At 30.2% G+C, this 18,563-nt stretch carries 17 protein-coding genes; 1 reads left to right on the forward strand and 16 read right to left on the reverse strand.

The window, feature by feature from the left end:
• Positions 1–12 precede the first annotated feature (12 nt).
• Complete coding sequence (locus tag JYG23_RS07785) at positions 13–588, reverse strand: GNAT family N-acetyltransferase (protein WP_207237876.1); 576 nt, start codon at positions 586–588, stop codon at positions 13–15.
• Positions 589–1,104: 516 nt separating this feature from the next.
• Between JYG23_RS07785 and JYG23_RS07790 the strand changes: the two genes are divergently transcribed.
• On the forward strand, positions 1,105–2,409 hold the full coding sequence (locus JYG23_RS07790; protein ID WP_207236171.1) for an IS110 family transposase: 1,305 nt from the start codon (positions 1,105–1,107) through the stop codon (positions 2,407–2,409).
• A 331-nt stretch (positions 2,410–2,740) separates the two neighbouring features.
• Here JYG23_RS07790 and JYG23_RS07795 read toward each other — a convergent pair whose 3' ends face one another.
• From JYG23_RS07795 to JYG23_RS07865, 15 genes are all read right to left on the reverse strand, one after another.
• Positions 2,741–2,917: a hypothetical protein gene (locus tag JYG23_RS07795; protein ID WP_207237877.1), complete on the reverse strand. Its 177-nt coding sequence runs from the start codon at positions 2,915–2,917 to the stop codon at positions 2,741–2,743.
• A gap of 336 nt (positions 2,918–3,253) precedes the next feature.
• The gene (gene ltrA / locus JYG23_RS07800) at positions 3,254–4,351 is read right to left on the reverse strand and encodes a group II intron reverse transcriptase/maturase (RefSeq protein WP_207237878.1); all 1,098 of its coding nucleotides are present in this window, start codon (positions 4,349–4,351) and stop codon (positions 3,254–3,256) included.
• 689 nt (positions 4,352–5,040) lie between these two features.
• The gene (locus JYG23_RS07805) at positions 5,041–5,349 is read right to left on the reverse strand and encodes a hypothetical protein (protein ID WP_207237879.1); all 309 of its coding nucleotides are present in this window, start codon (positions 5,347–5,349) and stop codon (positions 5,041–5,043) included.
• A 257-nt stretch (positions 5,350–5,606) separates the two neighbouring features.
• Complete coding sequence (locus tag JYG23_RS07810) at positions 5,607–6,257, reverse strand: hypothetical protein (protein ID WP_207237880.1); 651 nt, start codon at positions 6,255–6,257, stop codon at positions 5,607–5,609.
• Positions 6,258–6,588: 331 nt separating this feature from the next.
• Complete coding sequence (locus JYG23_RS07815) at positions 6,589–7,530, reverse strand: alpha/beta fold hydrolase (RefSeq protein WP_207236457.1); 942 nt, start codon at positions 7,528–7,530, stop codon at positions 6,589–6,591.
• Positions 7,531–7,821: 291 nt separating this feature from the next.
• Positions 7,822–8,634, reverse strand: coding sequence for a hypothetical protein (locus tag JYG23_RS07820; protein ID WP_207237881.1), 813 nt, complete (start codon positions 8,632–8,634; stop codon positions 7,822–7,824).
• A 344-nt stretch (positions 8,635–8,978) separates the two neighbouring features.
• The gene (locus JYG23_RS07825) at positions 8,979–9,587 is read right to left on the reverse strand and encodes a histidine phosphatase family protein (protein WP_207235119.1); all 609 of its coding nucleotides are present in this window, start codon (positions 9,585–9,587) and stop codon (positions 8,979–8,981) included.
• Between the two features lie 322 nt (positions 9,588–9,909).
• The gene (locus JYG23_RS07830) at positions 9,910–10,656 is read right to left on the reverse strand and encodes a GNAT family N-acetyltransferase (RefSeq protein ID WP_207237882.1); all 747 of its coding nucleotides are present in this window, start codon (positions 10,654–10,656) and stop codon (positions 9,910–9,912) included.
• Positions 10,657–10,988: 332 nt separating this feature from the next.
• A complete protein-coding gene (locus JYG23_RS07835) occupies positions 10,989–11,696 on the reverse strand; it encodes an HAD-IA family hydrolase (protein WP_207236444.1) in 708 nt (235 codons plus the stop codon).
• Positions 11,697–11,918: 222 nt separating this feature from the next.
• Positions 11,919–13,043, reverse strand: coding sequence for a TIGR02391 family protein (locus JYG23_RS07840; RefSeq protein WP_207237883.1), 1,125 nt, complete (start codon positions 13,041–13,043; stop codon positions 11,919–11,921).
• Positions 13,044–13,201: 158 nt separating this feature from the next.
• A complete protein-coding gene (locus JYG23_RS07845; protein WP_207237884.1) occupies positions 13,202–14,248 on the reverse strand; it encodes a hypothetical protein in 1,047 nt (348 codons plus the stop codon).
• A gap of 368 nt (positions 14,249–14,616) precedes the next feature.
• The gene (locus tag JYG23_RS07850) at positions 14,617–15,378 is read right to left on the reverse strand and encodes a hypothetical protein (protein WP_207237885.1); all 762 of its coding nucleotides are present in this window, start codon (positions 15,376–15,378) and stop codon (positions 14,617–14,619) included.
• A gap of 281 nt (positions 15,379–15,659) precedes the next feature.
• Complete coding sequence (locus JYG23_RS07855) at positions 15,660–16,655, reverse strand: abortive infection family protein (RefSeq protein WP_207237886.1); 996 nt, start codon at positions 16,653–16,655, stop codon at positions 15,660–15,662.
• Positions 16,656–16,919: 264 nt separating this feature from the next.
• Positions 16,920–17,393 (reverse strand): hypothetical protein, encoded by a 474-nt coding sequence (locus JYG23_RS07860; RefSeq protein ID WP_207237887.1) that lies wholly within the window; start codon positions 17,391–17,393, stop codon positions 16,920–16,922.
• 349 nt (positions 17,394–17,742) lie between these two features.
• Positions 17,743–18,351 carry a histidine phosphatase family protein gene (locus tag JYG23_RS07865; protein WP_207235119.1) on the reverse strand — a complete coding sequence of 203 codons (609 nt, stop codon included), beginning with the start codon at positions 18,349–18,351 and terminating at the stop codon, positions 17,743–17,745.
• Between the last annotated feature and the right edge of the window lie 212 nt (positions 18,352–18,563).

The raw sequence follows: 18,563 nt of genomic DNA on the forward strand, positions 1-18,563 counted from the left end.
ATACTCTATTATTTAATATTTAATTTTTACTTCACTAAATTTCCAATCACCTTTTTTTAGTTCCATCATTACTAAATCATGTATTTTATTTGTTTCATCAGTCCAAAACTTCTTTAATATCTCTACTTCTTTGAAACCTATTCTCATATATAAATTATATGCTCTTTCATTTTCAGGAAATGAATCAATCTCTATTAACTGCATTTTCAGTTTATTAAACAAATATTGTATAAAACAGATTAATGCTTCCTTACCATTTCCTTTACCCTGAGCATCTAACTCGCCTATTTTAATACCTAACCTACATTTCTTTTTATCCATATCAGCTTCACCATATTGTAATTCTCCAATAGGTTTTTTCATCTCTTTAGAGTAAATTATGTATATTCTAGTATTAAGTATTTTATTTTTCTCTTCAATCTGTTCTTTGAATCTATGGTGTAATTTTTCTTTTGTTACTTTCATTCCATTTGGAAATCCCATATGTTTAGTAACTCTTCCATCATTCCACCATTTATGTATTAATTCTAAATCACTTTCTTCCAACATTTTTATAGATATCCTTGATGTTTCGGCTATAATATTCATTCAATTTTCCTTTCATATCATATTTAAAAATAATATTTTTAACATTCATTACCTGTCTTATATAAAATTATCTATATCAAAATTATTTAGTGCTATAATAATTAATATTAGGCTTATATCAGTAAAAATATTTCATCTAACGTCTCTGGTATAATAAAGTCATAGCAAAAAACTATGCTAATTCATATCTAATTCATGTTCTAGCTGAATAAAGAAAATCATTCTTGTATACAATCATTCAACCATTGAGTCATGAATAAACTCATAAGTTATTGTATAGAAATTCAACTCTCGACTTTGTCTAAGTCATAAGGTATTATATTTATTGAATAGGATGGTAGATGTTAACGTCCTTGGGAGCCTTTTATAAGGCAATACCTGTAACTACAGACAATCAATCCATTCAATGAGGATTTATGATTTTAGCTGGTTGGGAGCTGATAAGCTATACCCGAATAACGTGCCAGGTTGTGTACTCATTGCTATTTATGGATACCTATTCGAAAGGAGCTTTCTATGTTTAATTTTAATAATCGTAACTATATCTCCGTTGGTATTGATGTTGGTTCAACTTTTAGTTTTATGTCTATTGTTGATAACAACGGAAACATTATTTTGAAACCTTTTAAAATACTACATAACAGTATAGATTCTCTTGAACGTGCTATTTCTGCAATAAAAAAAGCAGAAGAGTCACATTCCATGAAATCACACATTTTCCTGGAATCTACCGGAATCTATCACTTTCCGCTCTTCTGCTTCCTGAATGAATCAGGATTTGAGGCCCATATTATTAACCCTCTCATCACTCATTCTATCAAAAATTCAGGAATAAGGAAAGTAAAAAATGATAAATTAGATTCTATTGGCATCGCTAGACTTGGTTTATCTAACAATTTAAAAACCTCTGTTATGCCTGTTAAGCTTGTTTTAGAGCTTCGTAGCTTAGTTCGTAAACATTATGACATTATGGATCAACGCTCAGCTCATATTAATAAACTAAAAGCGGATTTACATACTGTTTTTCCTCAATACCTTAATATTTTCTCAGATGTTTGTGGTGTTACATCTCGCATGATTTTAAAGAATTATTGTACTCCTGATAAAATATTAAGAGCGCATAAATCATCTTTGATTGAAAAAATATCTAAATCTTCTAGAAAAGGTATTTCAAAAGCTACTCAATGCTACGAAAAACTTTCTAACGCAGCAAATGCAGCCAAAACCTTTGGTTGTAATATTGATAGTGTGTATTTCAATATTTCTTTAACTATTGACTTAATCGAATATTTAGATACTGTTATTGAATCTATTTTAAATCAAATAAATTTGCTTGTTGATAAGCATAAATCCGAAAAGTTTATTAATCAAATTCATTTGCTAGATTCAATTTCTGGTGTTGGTTTTTTATCTGCTGTTACCATAATGTGTGAAATTGGTGATTTTAGTGCTTTTAAGAACCCTAAACAGCTGTTTGCTTATTTTGGTATGGATCCTGAAGTTAACCAATCAGGCAAATTCAATGCTACTGAAATGCATATGTCTAAGCGTGGTTCACGTATCGCTAGACGTGTTGTTTTTGCTATTGCTTTGTCTAATATACGTTCTACAAGTAATGGTAAAGCTATTAATCCCTATTTACAAGCTTATTACCGAAAGAAAACTGAATCTAAACCTAAAAAGGTTGCTATTGGTGCTGTTATGCACAAAATCTGTAATATCATTTTTGCAGTGCTACGTGATGAAAAATCTTTTGAACTCCGTTCTCCAGAAACTCATATTAGTAACTACAAACAATCATTACAGCTACTTGCTGCATAATTATTAAGTCCTTACATAAAGTTTTAATTGTTTTTCAAGCAATTCATTGTTTGGGTTTATTAAGGTTACACTTTTTTAGCTAAACAATATTACTAAACTTTTTTATTTTTCTTGTTGACTTTTACTAGCTGGTCTGCGTTCATGAAGTTTCATCATCGGACATCAGAGATTGTCTGTAAAACACGATGATAAAATGTGGTGCTGACTTGCACAAAACGCTTATCTATAAAAATCTTTCTATCATCTGATTTTATCCATATTCACATGTTATTAAATAATTATTAATTAATTAAAAATATATTTTATATACTTCGTATTATGCTCATAATCTCTATTTATTCTTTTTTTCAATAACTATATATGCTTGGCCTAAATTTGAAGAATCTCCCATTGCACAGGCTGAAATCATTTTCACACTCCATCCCTGTTCTAAATAGGCATTAACTTCATCTAAACCATCATTGGGTTTCAGTCCTGACCAACTCTTTACCCATACTATTTTTTCCATCTAGTATCCTCAAATTATATAAATAATCTTTCCATTTTGCATATCTATAATTATCACCTTGCTACATTGCTAAGATTAAAGTGCTCCAGTAGCTTGGAATTTTACTGCCTACTTTACAATTCAATTATTTCTTACAGATGATAAGAAACACACTAGACTCATCCACTTCTTGGACATGATAGGGGTATCCCGACTGCTCACCAATTTTCTGAAAATCCTCGGGCGAATGGGTCATTGCCTTGAAACCATCTTGACAGACAATCACACCATTTTGGGTCTTGGTATAATCGATTTGTCGAGTAGACGAACCCGACACCCTTTCTTTTTAAGGTTTTCTTAAAGTAAATAGTAGTTATAGTGTCCCATCAGTTTTCTTTTCAAGCTTTTCATTATTGTATCAATAGGTTTGTGCATTCCTTCTTTTAGCCAACTTTTCGCATTTTGCCTTTTTACTTTTAGCTTTTTCTTGCTTGTGTTGATATGCACACGATATTTACCATTTTTTGTTTTTCCATTTACAAATGTAAATCCGAGAAAATCAAAATTTTCTTTTGTTCCTCTATGTTTTCCGAATGGTATTATCCTTGTCTTTTCTATTGCTACTTCTAATCCAAATGTTTTCAATCTCTCTATTAGCATCTTGTATACTTTTTCCGCTTCGCTTTCTGCTTGAAACAGTATTGCAAAGTCATCTGCATATCTCACCAGATACGCTTCTCCATGCAGTTTTGGTTTCACCGACTTTTCAAACCATATATCTAATACATAGTGTAGGTATACATTTGCCAGTACTGGTGATATATTTCCACCCTGAATTGTTCCTTTGTCACTTTCTACGTATTTCATGTCTTCCCATATTCCTGCTTTTAGAAATCTTACTATATATCTAAGAAAATTCTTATCTTGTATATCGTGTTCTAAAAATTTCATTAGCCATCCTTGGTCTACATTGTCGAAAAAGCCTTTTATATCACAGTCTAGTATATAGTTTACGTTTTTGTGCATTATCGTATTGTTTATCATTTTTATTGCTTGATGGCAATTTCTGTTTGGTCTAAATCCATATGATATGTCCATAAATCTTGGTTCATATACTCCATTCAGTATTTCTGCCATTATTGTCTGTACTAGCTTATCTTCATATGACAGTATTCCCAATGGTCGCATTTTTCCATCGCTTTTGGGTATCATTACTCTTCTTGTGGGTTTTGGTTTGTAGCAGAACTTCTTCATTCTTTCTAGCAGATTTTTTATATTCTCTTCTAGTTGTTCTGAATATTGTTCTTTTGTTATCCCGTCCACTCCTACTGCTTTTTTCTTGTCCTGTTTTTCATGCACCTGTTTTAAATTTTCTTCATTTACATAGTGCATTAGTGTTTGCAATTTTGCGTGTTTTATTGATAGTTCTTTTATTTCTTCTTGTATCTTTTCCATGTGTTTATTTAACCTCTAGTGTCTTTCATGTGTTACTTTCCGAATTGTCTTACATGCTAATCCCTTTGCTCCACAGACTTTCATCTGCTTCTTCACTACTATGAATTAGTCCGACTTCTTGTAGCTCTTAAGACTTCTTTGGTTTTCTACACCTTATGCCATCCTTATCTGTTTTCTTTATTTCAGAAAACTACAAGACCTCCCAGGTACGCTTAATATACCTTGTTTGCTCGCCATGCTCTCAGACCCCGGTGAATTCTCCATAACCTTTCCTTTATCGGTTATTTCTTTTTGTCTGCTGTCAGAGGGATGACATCGACTTTCACTTATCGGACTAACGAGGCTCTATCACTTCACGCTTTCGCATTACGGCTCTCAAACTTTCTTGCCTACGCTTAAACCTTACGTCACCGCTTCGGCTCCAAGGCTAGATACTGGCTGTTGGCTAAACTTTACCAGGCTAGGAGTTTCACCTAGCTATATATTAAACGCCGAACTGGCGCACCCCGCTAAGACCCTTGCATGAACATGTTGTTATAGGATGTTTGCTACTTCTACACGCATTACTTATATTAAACTATAAATTTAATTAACAATTTTATGAGCTAACCATTTTATCAGTTCTTTCTAAAATCTTAGTTAACGTAATACTTTTCTTGTGTACTCAAATTATAATTATATAAAAAACTTTAATCGATTAGTTTTTCTGCTCTCATTCCGTTTAATGATGCTTCTATTGATTTTTCAAATTCATCTTCAATATTGTAATATACTACTAACTGCATTAAGGCTACAACAGCTTGTCTAACTTCATTTGCTAATTTATCTTTATTTGGCTCACCATATTTAAGCCTTTTTATTCCTGAATCCTCAAAATGATTAACCTCTTTCGCAACTTCTCCACATTCTTCTAATATTCTTGTAGCCATTTGATATGGTTCAACACCTTTTGGAAATCTCTTAAAATATCCTTCTACTATTTTATACAATCTATCCATTATTCTTATCCTTTCTAATCTATGATTTATTACTATAAAATACCCATATAACTATTCTCTGATATAGTAAATGTCCTATAACGGTCTTGTGTTCACGACGTCGCTGAACCGGACACCATAGATAGACCGTCTTGGCGGTGGTCACACCCGGTGAAGGGATGTGGTCTGACTTTCTTCCTCTGACCATTCCTCTAAGACCCGAAGCGTGAACATGTTGTTATAGGATGAAAATACATTGACCAGTATTAGTAATAATATTACTCAACTATAAGTGTTAGTTTGTTTTCGGATATTTTATCAAGTTTTAATGTAATATCAAAAATACCTTGCCATTCATTTTTTACTATAAATTCTATAAACACTTCACCGTCATCATTTTCATAAATGTTTTCTTTTAAGTTAGTTAAATTTTCTATTGATAATTTATTAGAAAACCTTTCATAATACTGTTTATCAATATATTTTTTAAATTTTTCATCTTTATTTGCACTTAATTTTATATTACCTGAAATAATATTATGATGTTCTAAAAATTTAAATTCGCTTTTTTCTAATAATCTAGCTCCTATTGGATCAATTATAACATCATAATTTTCCAGCTCATTTGTATGATTATTTAACTTAATATATAAATCAATCCTTATAGCACTCCCTACATCTGTATCTGCAACTTTTAATTCATAAATAGTGCTATACTTAATTTTTCCATCTTTTTGTGTAATTCCTATTAGTTCAGATGATTCACCTAATCCATAATATACACATTTTGCATCGTCATTAGTACTGACTAACGATTTAGATAGTCCATCTGATTTCTGATTTTTATTTTCTACATAAAAATTATTTACATAAGATAATATTAAAACAACTAATATTACAATACTACAAACTGTTATAATTTTTTTCATTCTTAACCTCTTTTAACTAACACTAAAATACAAGTTTATTACTATTACAAATAATCCCATCTATATACACTGTTATAAAAGAGACCCATTAACTAATGTATTTTTTTTATATATCGGCTCTGTGTTCACGACGTCACTGAACCGGACATCCCTGGCTTTCCCGCCTGGCGGTGGTCACACCCGGTGAAGTGATGTGGTCTGACTTGCTTCCTTGACCGTTCCCACTAAGACCCGAAGCGTGAACATGTTGTTATGTGTAGGACTAATATAAGCTACTTGACTATCTGTCAAAATTTTAATTTATAATGATTTTAGCAACTTCGTATAATGCTCATTTGACGAAGTTGATAAGAGCTTGTATAAATTCATTCTTCTTCTCAATATGAATTCCGTGCCCACAATCAAATCTAACAAGCTCACAGTTGTCCATTAGTTCTTGTACCAAGTTTGCATCTTCTTCACTCATTGCCGCAAGCAAAACTTTTTTGCTATCATAATTTGTTTTTGCTTTCATTAAAAGAGTTTTGCAAGAGATGCTTTTTAATATTTCTGCGTGTAAAACGATTCCATTAAAGGTATCATTATAAAAGGCATCTCCAAAATACGGGTCATATTCATTCATACCACGATAAGCCTCTAATGCACTTTTAGGGAAGAATGGCACTTTTAAAGGTTTATGTGGGTGTTTTATTCTATATTTTCTTGCACAGCTTAATAGTTTGAGCTTTATTTTTTCTCTTGATTTATTAGGAAAAAATTCCCACATTTTTTGGCGTTCAAAATAATAAATTACAAAATCTTCTTGAACATTTTGCTCAATGTAGTTATGGCAAACAGTTGATAGATCTAAATAATTAAATGTTTTATATCGGCGTTGACCTTGACATGAAAATAAAGGAGGGTCTTCCAAAATCAATCCAGAACACATTTCTGTTTTTGATGCAACATAAGCTGCAATTAATCCACCAGATGAATGACCGACGATATAAAAAGGGTTGCCAACAAGATTTTCTGCGAAATCAACAATGGCATTACCTATAGAAACTATATTGTAATGGCTTTTATCCTTATCACTTGATCCATGACCGGGGCAGTCCACCGAAAATATATGAAATATCTTTGATAAAGCATTGAATGTATTATTGAAACTTGTTGCATCTGTACCCTGTGCATGTAACATAACTAACACAGGCAGGTTGTTTTCAACTTCATAATAATTTAGTTTTATTCCCTTAGCAATATATTGATTTTGCAATATATTTTTCAATCCCATATCTTACACCACCTAATATAAATAATCTTTACTAACTTAATAGCAATTTTAAATACTCTAAACTATGTTTAATTCATCCCTAAAAATACACTCTGAAATTATATTAGTCTTTCACATAACGGTCTTGTGTTCACGACGTCTCTGAACCGGACATCAGAGCTAGACCGTCTTGGCGGTGGTCACACCCGGTGAAGGGATGTGGTCTGACTTACCCTCCTGAATGTTCCCTCTAAGACCCTTGCGTGAACATGTTGTTAGAAGATGTTATTCTATTAAAATTACTTAATTAATTTATTTATCTAAAAGTTGAATTTTTCTCGGCATTTTATTATTACTTTTGTTTGCAATTATATGAATTACAGAAAATGAAATAAAAAATATACCAAATATAAGTAGAAATATTCTATTAAAAGTTTGGCTTGAATCAAATAACCATTTGGGTAATGATTTTATGTTTATAGCCCCATATATAGATAACACGCCTACTACAAAATCTATAAAAGTTACAATACTAAAATTATTAATCAAAAACTTAGGATCTTTTTTCCTATATGTGGGTAAAATATAACCATAGTTTTGTATTCCATCTGGAATACTCTTAATAATTCCTGTGAAATTAAATTTACTCTTTTCAAACGTATGTAAAACTTCTATTACTACTCCATCATTAGGATCAAGAAAATCGAAATTAAAACTTATTTCTCTCCTATCATCACTAGATACCATAACATTAAAATCACAAACTTTTCGAGAATATTTTAATACTTTTGCTAATAATATTCTGCCATTTTTATCTTCAAAAACTATTTTTAGTCCTTCAGTTTTAACTATATCCTCTCCTTTAATTGTTTTATTTCCACTATTCCAAAAATATATATGTGTTTTATTTAATCTTTTAATATTGTATTCACTATAGTAAACTTTTAAATTTTCTTCTTTATCATTATTACTAATATCAATTATATTTTGATTACTATATTGAAAAACAGGTTTAGCTATGCTTATAGATTTTTTATAGAAAATAAAACTAATTATTCCTCCACCTAATAACCCTATTAAACATAACACTATTCCTACCAAATTAGTTAAAATAAAATCTTTCATCTATATTTGTTTCTCCTTCCTAATAACAATATCTTTATAAAACTTTTGTATTATTCTACCATATAAATAATTTCTTCTAACGTCCCTTTGTTACTGACGTTTCTCAGCGTTACAGGTGTTCTGCGACCCTAGATAACTCCTATCTTGGGTTGCAGGACACCGACTCGGTTAGCTGAGGAATGTGGTGCTGACTTGCCCTCTGCTGGCTTGTCTGCTTTGACTAGCTGTACCAGCTGACGTTCCCTCTAAGCACCCGTAGCTGTAACATATTGTTATCTGTAGGTCAATATAAATCTTTACTATTTATTCACGTACCTTAATTCTCTATCTTATTCATCATAATTTTATTTTATATAAGACATATCGCTCATCTTTCTTATTAACCTTTTTCCTGAATCATTTAATATTAAATACGAAACTCCACCTGCTAAACCAAATACTTCAGCTTTATTTAGCACTTCAATTTCCAATCCCAAAAACATCGTGTTAAATACACTTAATAAATCTCCATGCGATACAATGATTATTACTTCATCTTCACTTTGCATAATTTCTGTAAAGAAAGGTTCTAATCTGTTCCATTCATCTCTACGACTTTCTGCGTCTGAAAATAACCTATCATCAACAGTCTTTTCTTGTACTTCTACATTTTCTTTTAACCATTTTACAGATTTGCCACAACATTTCCCTAGGTTTCTCTCTCTTAATTCCTTTTTTAATATAGGAGTTACTTCTATGTGTTGTCCAACTATTTCAGCTGTTTGCTTTGCCCTAGTTAAGTCTGATGAATACATTTTAATTTTCTGATTTTTTAATTCTTCTTTTAAATTTTCACCTATTTTATGTGCTTGTTTTACTCCTAATTCTGATAATTCCCAATCTGTCCATGAACCAACCATACCGTTTGTATGATGTATTGATTGTGTGTGTTGCACCGTAATAATTTTTTTCATATGCATCTCCTCATATTAAATTTTCTACATAACATTTATTACTGTTTATGTAGCTGTTGTACTATCAAATTGCTATTAATATTAATTCTCTGAAATTATATTGTTCTTTCAGATAACGGTTCTTGTGTTCACGACGTTTCATCAAATTATATTATTACAAGGATGGAATGTGGTGCTGACTTTCCACCTCTGACCATTCCCCTATGCACCCTTGCGTGAACACGTTGTTAGAGGATGGTATTGTATCACTCTTCAGAGACTATCACTTTAATTTATTTATAAAATAACTATTAGGTTTGATAATATTTACTTATTGTGATAATTAAACTGTTACGGTTATTGCATCTGCAAATTTTATAAATCCTACTTTTTCTGCTAACTTTTGAGAGGCTATATTATCTGCACTTGTAGACCATAGCGGACATTTTTCATTCTTAATTATCTCTTTGGCACAAGTAATACACACATCTGTTGCATATCCATTCCCTATATATTCTTCTAAAGTATTTATCCCAATTTCTTGAACACATTCTTGCATATAAGGCATATCTGGCGCATCTGAACAACTTATCAACGTATTATTGACAAACAAACCATAGCATAAATGTTCATTAACCATTTTAATAAAATACTCTTTAATCCAATCTGTATTCTCACAGTTAGGATTATTTTTTATGAAAAATTCTAAATACTGTAAATATTCTTCATCAATAAGAGGTCTTGAATTTAATTTTTGATTAGGTATTTGATTAAAAACATATTTTATATCATGATTAAAACAATCACCAAATAATTGCTTAATAATTATTAATACTCTATCAATAGGCATAATAGACTCAAAATATTTTTGTACCTCTTTAATTTCATCAATCAACTTATTACCATAGGAAACAATTATTTTATCAGATTGACTAAATATGTATAAATCTAATTGTTTACCATATCCATGTTGAATTTTATTTCGTTCCGAAGAGTATATAAACTTAACACCTTTAAAATTATTGTTAAGAATATTGTCTTTTCCAATCCATTTTGAATAATATTCATTGGTTTTAGTTAAATAATCCATAAGTCACCTCACTTTATTAAATATAAATAATCTCTACATATAAAATTCTATTTTTATATTAATTAAACTCCAGATATTGGTGTATTAGCTGTTTACTATTACTCTGAAATGATATCATACTTTCCTCTAACGCCCCGGTGTTCACGACGTCCCCCAGCGTTACAGGTAGTTCTCAAAGCTTAGATAGCTCTTATCTTAGCTTTGAGGACTGCCGACTCGGTTAGTTGGGGAATGTGGTGCTGACTTTCCTACTCTGACCGTTCACACTACGCACCCTTGCGTGAACATGTTGTTATAGGAAGTATCCATTAACAGTATAATATTCACTTAAATTAATTATACTTTTTCAAAATACTATGTAAATTTCTTACCACAATATGATTTCTACATGTAAGTTTATAATATATGTATTCCCTTAATTCTCTACATATAAGGTAAGTTTTTACTCCTAATTTTTTTGCTCCATCACAATTTCTAACACTATCATCAATAAAAATTGCTTCTTCTGGCAATATATTTAAATCATTTAATGCAGTTTCATACATTAAATGATTTGGTTTAGCTACTCCTAACAAAGATGATACAACAAATGATGAAAAGTAATCCCTAAATCCTGCTTTAATAAAAACATTCTCTAATGAAGGCCACGCATCAGATACTACTGCTAATTTATATTTATTCTTTAAAATTGGTAAAGTATCGTAAACATCTTTAAAAAACTGATATTTATCATAGTTATATACTAAATCTTTCGCAATATATTCTATATCTTCATCATTAACATTAAGTTCAGGTACATTTTCAAAGAAAATTCTATAAAATTTTAAGAAATGTTTATATTCGTCTTCTTCTGTTTCAATTAAAAATTGTTTAGATATATATTCACCAGCTTTTAAAAATGCTTCTTTCGTTTTTTTTGATAATTGATTAAATATTTTTTTATCTACCTTGGTAAAAAAGTTTGGTGTAATAAACCAATGACCAGTTCTTGGCCTATTTAATACTCTACCAGAATCAATTAAAATACCTTTAATAATCATTTAATTCCCCTTCATAAATGTTTATCTCAAAAATATCTTATTAAGAACCCGAAAGTTAAACCCTAAAAATGGATATTTCCTATAACGGTCCTGTGTTCACGATGTTTCATCATCGGACCCCCAGCGGCATTGTCCTCTGGTCGATGATGAAATGTGGTGCTGACTTTTTCTATCAACGTTCCTCTAGGCACCTTTACGTGAACATTTTGTTAGGCGAAGTTATTAAAATGTTATATCTATGTATTCTATATTTGTATAATTCTTTAACTCTTCTTCGAATATTTGCCACCATGGATGACTATAATCATAACATATTTCTATTTCAACATTTGTTATTACAAATTCATCTTTTGATTTTAGACCCTTTCTTATATACTCCTTAAGAGAATAATACAATTCATTTCTATTAATATGTACTAATGAATCCCAAAAATATTCTTTAACGTACTCTTTTTCCATAGCTTCATCGCTTTCAAGTTTTTCAACTAACAACCTTGACCATTTCTCAGTATCACTAAAATGATTAAAATGCTCATTATCAATCCAAGTAGCTAAAGCTCCTTCGATACAACAATTGTCTTCTTTGTTATATTTACCATTCTTGATATCTTCATATAATAAATTTTCAATTCTTAATCTAGCTACCTTATCTACTTTATACCAATACTTTGGATCAAATATTTTTAAAATAGTACTTATTTCTATATGAGATGAAGCATATATTAATTCTTGACTAATCACTTTATATAATCTATCAATTTCATCTTCCTCTAAATTTTCTTGCAAAGAATGCATAAACCATGACAAATTATAAATATCTCCTTTATCTCTATCTAAAACTATAGAAATAGCAATATTTATACGTTGTCTTTTTGGTATTTCTTTAACTAATAAATCACAATATTCTTTACTTTTAACAAAATGTTTATCATATACTTTCTTTAGAAAATCTTTTTCTTCGAAACTTAATTTTGACTTATCAATCAACTTTAATAAATAATCAATAAAAAATATTATTGTATCTGCTACTTTCTTTGAATCATTATATTTATCATGACTTCTTGGATTTCTTATTGCAATATATAAACCTCTAATTATATCTTGAATTCCCTTTTGTTCATTTTTTTCAGAATCTGTTTGTAGTTTGTTTATTTTAATGCGAGGATTATCACCACCAAATGCTTGTCCAACTAAAGTTACTCCATCACCCTCTAATCCTGTTTTATTTCTTATTATTTCAGTAAGTACGTGCATAGAATCTAATATTGCACTAGAATAACTTTCATTATAATAATTTTTTTCTATTGCTTCTTTTAAATCTATACCTAAATCAGTATCTATGTTCATATTATATCACCTTTCAAATAATAATTTCGCCTAACGTCCTGGTGTTAACGACGTTTCATAATCGGACCGTATAAGGTTGTCCCCAAAGTACGATGATGAAATGTGGTGCTGACTTGCCCTATCAACGTTCCCCTTAGCACCCTTGCGTGAACACGTTGTTATGTGATGGATTCCATGGAAACTTCCTTATAATTCTTGAAGTTTTTTACAATCCTCTTTACATCAGATTTGTTTTTTATATAAGTATTCATAATTTGACTCCTCTGAATAAATTTATCTATTCTAGGAATATTCAAATTACACAATAATATTATTCTAAATTTCAAATAACTTCTCATACTATCATCTATTGTCTTTTTAAAACTTAAACGGATAAACATTACTTCATATCTAGCATAAATAACATATAAATAATTAAATACTATTAACGCTATGGAAAGCAACGGTGGTAACATCAATTCTTTAACCAAAGAAGTAATATCAATCTCTTTCCAATTTACAATTATAAGATTTATTGAATTATATATGTATATAACACCTATTATTACAATAATAATTTCTAGAAATTTCTTAGTATTCTGATAACTAGGCTCATTAAATTCAGGTTTAACATCTATCAATGCAATCATACTACTAATTAAAAAAACAAAAAGTAGAAATATAACCTCTACCCAAAAGGATAATGCATATAAGTTTGTTACAAATTGCAGTACTACTACTATCTTTATATTATCTTTTACTACATTAATGAAAAAAGATAAATCTTTTGCTTTATCCATAGCTCTAAAAGACGCTATTATTGCTACAGTAAAAAACCAAATAACTGTAGATTTAAGTAAACTTACATTCCAAAAACCCAATAAATATAATAGGTATACAATAAAACAAGAATATGCAACCATTTGTAATAGCATAAATATTAATTTCTTAGCAAATAATGCCTTAACTACACTACCAAAAGATTTTCGTATATTTTTTGAAGAAAATATAATAACTAACAAAATAAATATCCAAAAAATAATTGCTAATTCTCTATTATTGAAAATTTCGTTGATATTAGAGTACTCTTCTCTAATGCTATTTAAACATACTACAATAAATTTATTTATCCTTCCAATAACTATCATAAACCTACTTATATAATCAAGAATAAACTCTTTAGTCCTGTAATAATAAAAAAACAAGCAAAATGATAAACTACTCAAAATAAAAATTATAAAAAATTCAAGAATAGCTACCCTTTTGAAAAATTTAATTTTATTCGAATTCAAATTATCACCTCTTAAAATAGTGTAATCTTTCACATAACGTTTCTGTGTTCACGACGTTTCTCCACCTTTAGAAGGAGTTGCTCATGCCCTGTTAAGGGCTAATGCTACGACTGGCGCGACGCGCTTAGGTTGAGGAATGTGGTGCTGACTTTCTTCTTGCTGGAGCTTTCTTCTTTTGACTTACTATCCAGCTGACTTTCCCCTAGCACCCTTGCGGGAACACGTTGTTATGTGTTTGAATGGTATCACTCTTCAATGACTATCATTCGAAATTATGTTTTTCTCGTAAATTATTAAATATATCAATACATGAAACTTCTAATTAATTTCTCGTTTTCTTTACATACTAAATATCCTTTTTCCATAAATTCATGTATTTCCATCTCAGTGTACATTTTATATAATATGTCTATCAAATATTTATCACCTATCTTTATCTTATAAAAATAGTCATAAATGCAACCATGTTCAAAGTATGGATTTATAACACTTAATCTTTTATCACGCATTATCAATTCAGGTATTATTTCACTAAATATCCATTTCAAATGTGGTGATTCATAATCCACTTTTTCATCATTAAAATATTCGTTCCATATCTCAAACCAAATAAAGTGTACTATTTCATGTAGTGCAACACCTAAAGCTCCTCTTTCGCTATTCAAATAACACACCTCAAAATTATGTGTATCTAAAAATCTTGGACAGATTGGATTCATATTTAAATAACCAATCATATCATTTAATTTATCTTTTAATTTAATTCTAAAATTTTCTTCTAATGCTTCAGTTATAATTTCTTTATTAGTTTGCCAATGACTATTATACAAATTCTTTTTCTCTTCAAATAGATTAGTGTTATTGTTATATACTTCTTTGAAAAGAGTTGATATATAATTTCTCTTTTCCAATTCATCTTTTAAATTATCATACATTCGAACATCTATTTGAGGATATAACCTAAATATTGAATTTTTAAAAAAATCTCCAGTTCCTTCATTTAAAAAACTAAAAATAGAATTAATCATATAATCAAAACTTGGAACTTCAAATTTTAATTTCATACCATTACCCCCTAAATATATTTACCATAAATCTATTCTCTGAAATGATACCATTCTTTCACATAACGTCCCTTTGTTCCCGACGTTTCTCAACCTTTAGAAGGAGTCGCTCATGCCCTGTTAAGGGCTAATGCGACGACTGTCGCGACGCGCTTAGGTTGGGGAATGTGGTGCTGACTTGCTTCATGCTGGCTCGTCCTTTTTTAACTTGCTCTCCAGCTGACTTTCCCCTAGCACCCTTGTGGGAACATATTGTTAGGTGTTATTTTCCCCATGCCCCATTAGCAACGCTTCCAACCTTTATTTTCTCTCCAACTAGCTAATATGAACTCTGATATTGTTTTAGCAGAATTTACTGCTAGAATAGCATGTCTTTTAGCAGCTTTATATCTATGGTTTTTACCTTTACCATGTGCATCACTCATATTATTCCTCATTCCTGAAAGACCACCTACTATACTAAAAAAACCTGAGCAAATTTGTTTAATAGCGTCATCCTCATAACAACTTGGTGACATATTTAGAACCTTTGATACACTTTTATATAATTTTATTAAGTTTCCATCCTCTTTGTAGTTTTCATTACATTCATCAAGAATATGAATACATACAGTTTCAATTAATGTACGAGCATTAGTAATTGCACCATCATAATCTCCATCTCTTACCTTATCATTACATTTTTCTATTTGCTGATTTATGTATTCATTGTTTTGATTGCTTAATTCTTTATCGCTAACAAAACTAATTTTTTCTTTTAAGCCAATATCTTCAGCAATTCTCAACAAAATACTTTCATTACTAATATCACTTAATATTTCCTTGACATATATTCTTTTACTACTTACTCCCTCACAAGGATTAAAATCTACATCATAACCTTTTAATAATACATTTATATCACTAGTGGTCATCTCTTCCTGTAATCTACATGCAATAGACTCGATAACGTCCAGACGTTCAAGAGGGTTAAGATTCTCCCCTTCATGTACATTTGATGGACTATTAAAATAATCTTCTAACTCTCCTATAATGTTACCTAAATCACTATAAAGATCAAATGCTTCATAGATAGTTTCAATTCTGTCATCCAATGCTTGTAATTTATCTCTTAACGCAATATCGTTAATATGCTTAGAATTAAACTTACATTTTTTTACTAAATCTTTAAGTGAATAGACAACGCTTGTCTGTATATCAGGGTCATCACTAGGACCGCATAATTTAAAATCTTTATACATGGATATTATGTTTAAAAATTTATCTTTATCATACATTACATTACCTCCTGGTATAGTGCATAAAACTTTGCTTTAAACATGGGGAATATTTCCCCTAACGGTCTTGTGTTCACGATGTAACTGAACCGGACACAATAGCTAGACCGTCTTGGCGGTGGTCACACCCGGTGAAGTGATGTGGTCTGACTTGCCTACTTGACGCTACTTCTAAGACCCTTGCGTGAACATGTTGTTATATGTAGTTAAAAACTCACACTTAAAAACTTTCAGCAACTTTAATTGAATCTTTTTATATATTTGTTACCACTCAATATTAATTTTTCCTTTAGCGTTATCCCCTGTTAAAACAACTTTTATCTGGTTATCACTACTTGTTAAGTTTAAAGTAGTACCAAAAGTATGTATTTGAATATTCCCTGACTTTGGATTTTCCTTCTTTAGTTTTTCAAGTTCGCTTTTGTATTCTTCTTCCGTTATTACTATTTCTTCTAGCTTATTGTTTTTCGAATCTCTAAATTCTAATGTTAATGTACCTTCTGTAATAATATATTCAATATCAAATTTATACGTTTTATTCTTTTTAACTACAAAACTTCTTATATCTTCACCATCTAGTAATTCAAATTCCATCTTTATACTTCCATACTTTAGTTCTTCTTTAATTTCTTTATGGTTAGCTATACTTTCTATTTTAATTTCTTTATCAATTATACTACAACCAGTTACTAATACACTTATCAATAAAATATATAATATATATTTCATTCTTTTCAATCTAAACATCACCTTTCATTATACATACTACATTTTTATTCTATAAAATTTAATATATCTACTTAGAAATACTCTGATATGAGTTTTCAATTTCATATAACGTCCCTTTGTTACTGACGTTTCTCAGCGTTACAGGTGTTCTGCGACCCTAGATAACTCCTATCTTGGGTTGCAGGACACCGACTCGGTTAGCTGAGGAATGTGGTGCTGGCTTGTCTGCTTTGACTAACTGTACCAGCTGACGTTCCCTCTAAGCACCCGTAGCTGTAACATATTGTTATCTGTAGGTCAATATAAATCTTTACTATTTATTCACGTACCTTAATTCTCTATCTTATTCATCATAATTTTATTTTATATAAGACATATCGCTCATCTTTCTTATTAACCTTTTTCCTGAATCATTTAATATTAAATACGAAACTCCACCTGCTAAACCAAATACTTCAGCTTTATTTAGCACTTCAATTTCCAATCCCAAAAACATCGTGTTAAATACACTTAATAAATCTCCATGCGATACAATGATTATTACTTCATCTTCACTTTGCATAATTTCTGTAAAGAAAGGTTCTAATCTGTTCCATTCATCTCTACGACTTTCTGCGTCTGAAAATAACCTATCATCAACAGTCTTTTCTTGTACTTCTACATTTTCTTTTAACCATTTTACAGATTTGCCACAACATTTCCCTAGGTTTCTCTCTCTTAATTCCTTTTTTAATATAGGAGTTACTTCTATGTGTTGTCCAACTATTTCAGCTGTTTGCTTTGCCCTAGTTAAGTCTGATGAATACATTTTAATTTTCTGATTTTTTAATTCTTCTTTTAAATTTTCACCTATTTTATGTGCTTGTTTTACTCCTAATTCTGATAATTCCCAATCTGTCCATGAACCAACCATACCGTTTGTATGATGTATTGATTGTGTGTGTTGCACCGTAATAATTTTTTTCATATGCATCTCCTCATATTAAATTTTCTACATAACATTTATTACTGTTTATGTAGCTGTTGTACTATCAAATTGCTATTAATATTAATTCTCTGAAATTATATTGTTCTTTCAGATAACGGTCTGGTGTTCACGACGTTTCCCAGCGTTACAGGTAGTTTTCAAAGCTTAGATAGCTCTTATCTTAGCTTTGAGGACTACCGACTCGGTTAGCT

The sequence above is a fragment of the Sedimentibacter sp. zth1 genome (genome assembly GCF_017352195.1).
GTDB lineage: Bacteria > Bacillota > Clostridia > Tissierellales > Sedimentibacteraceae > UBA1535.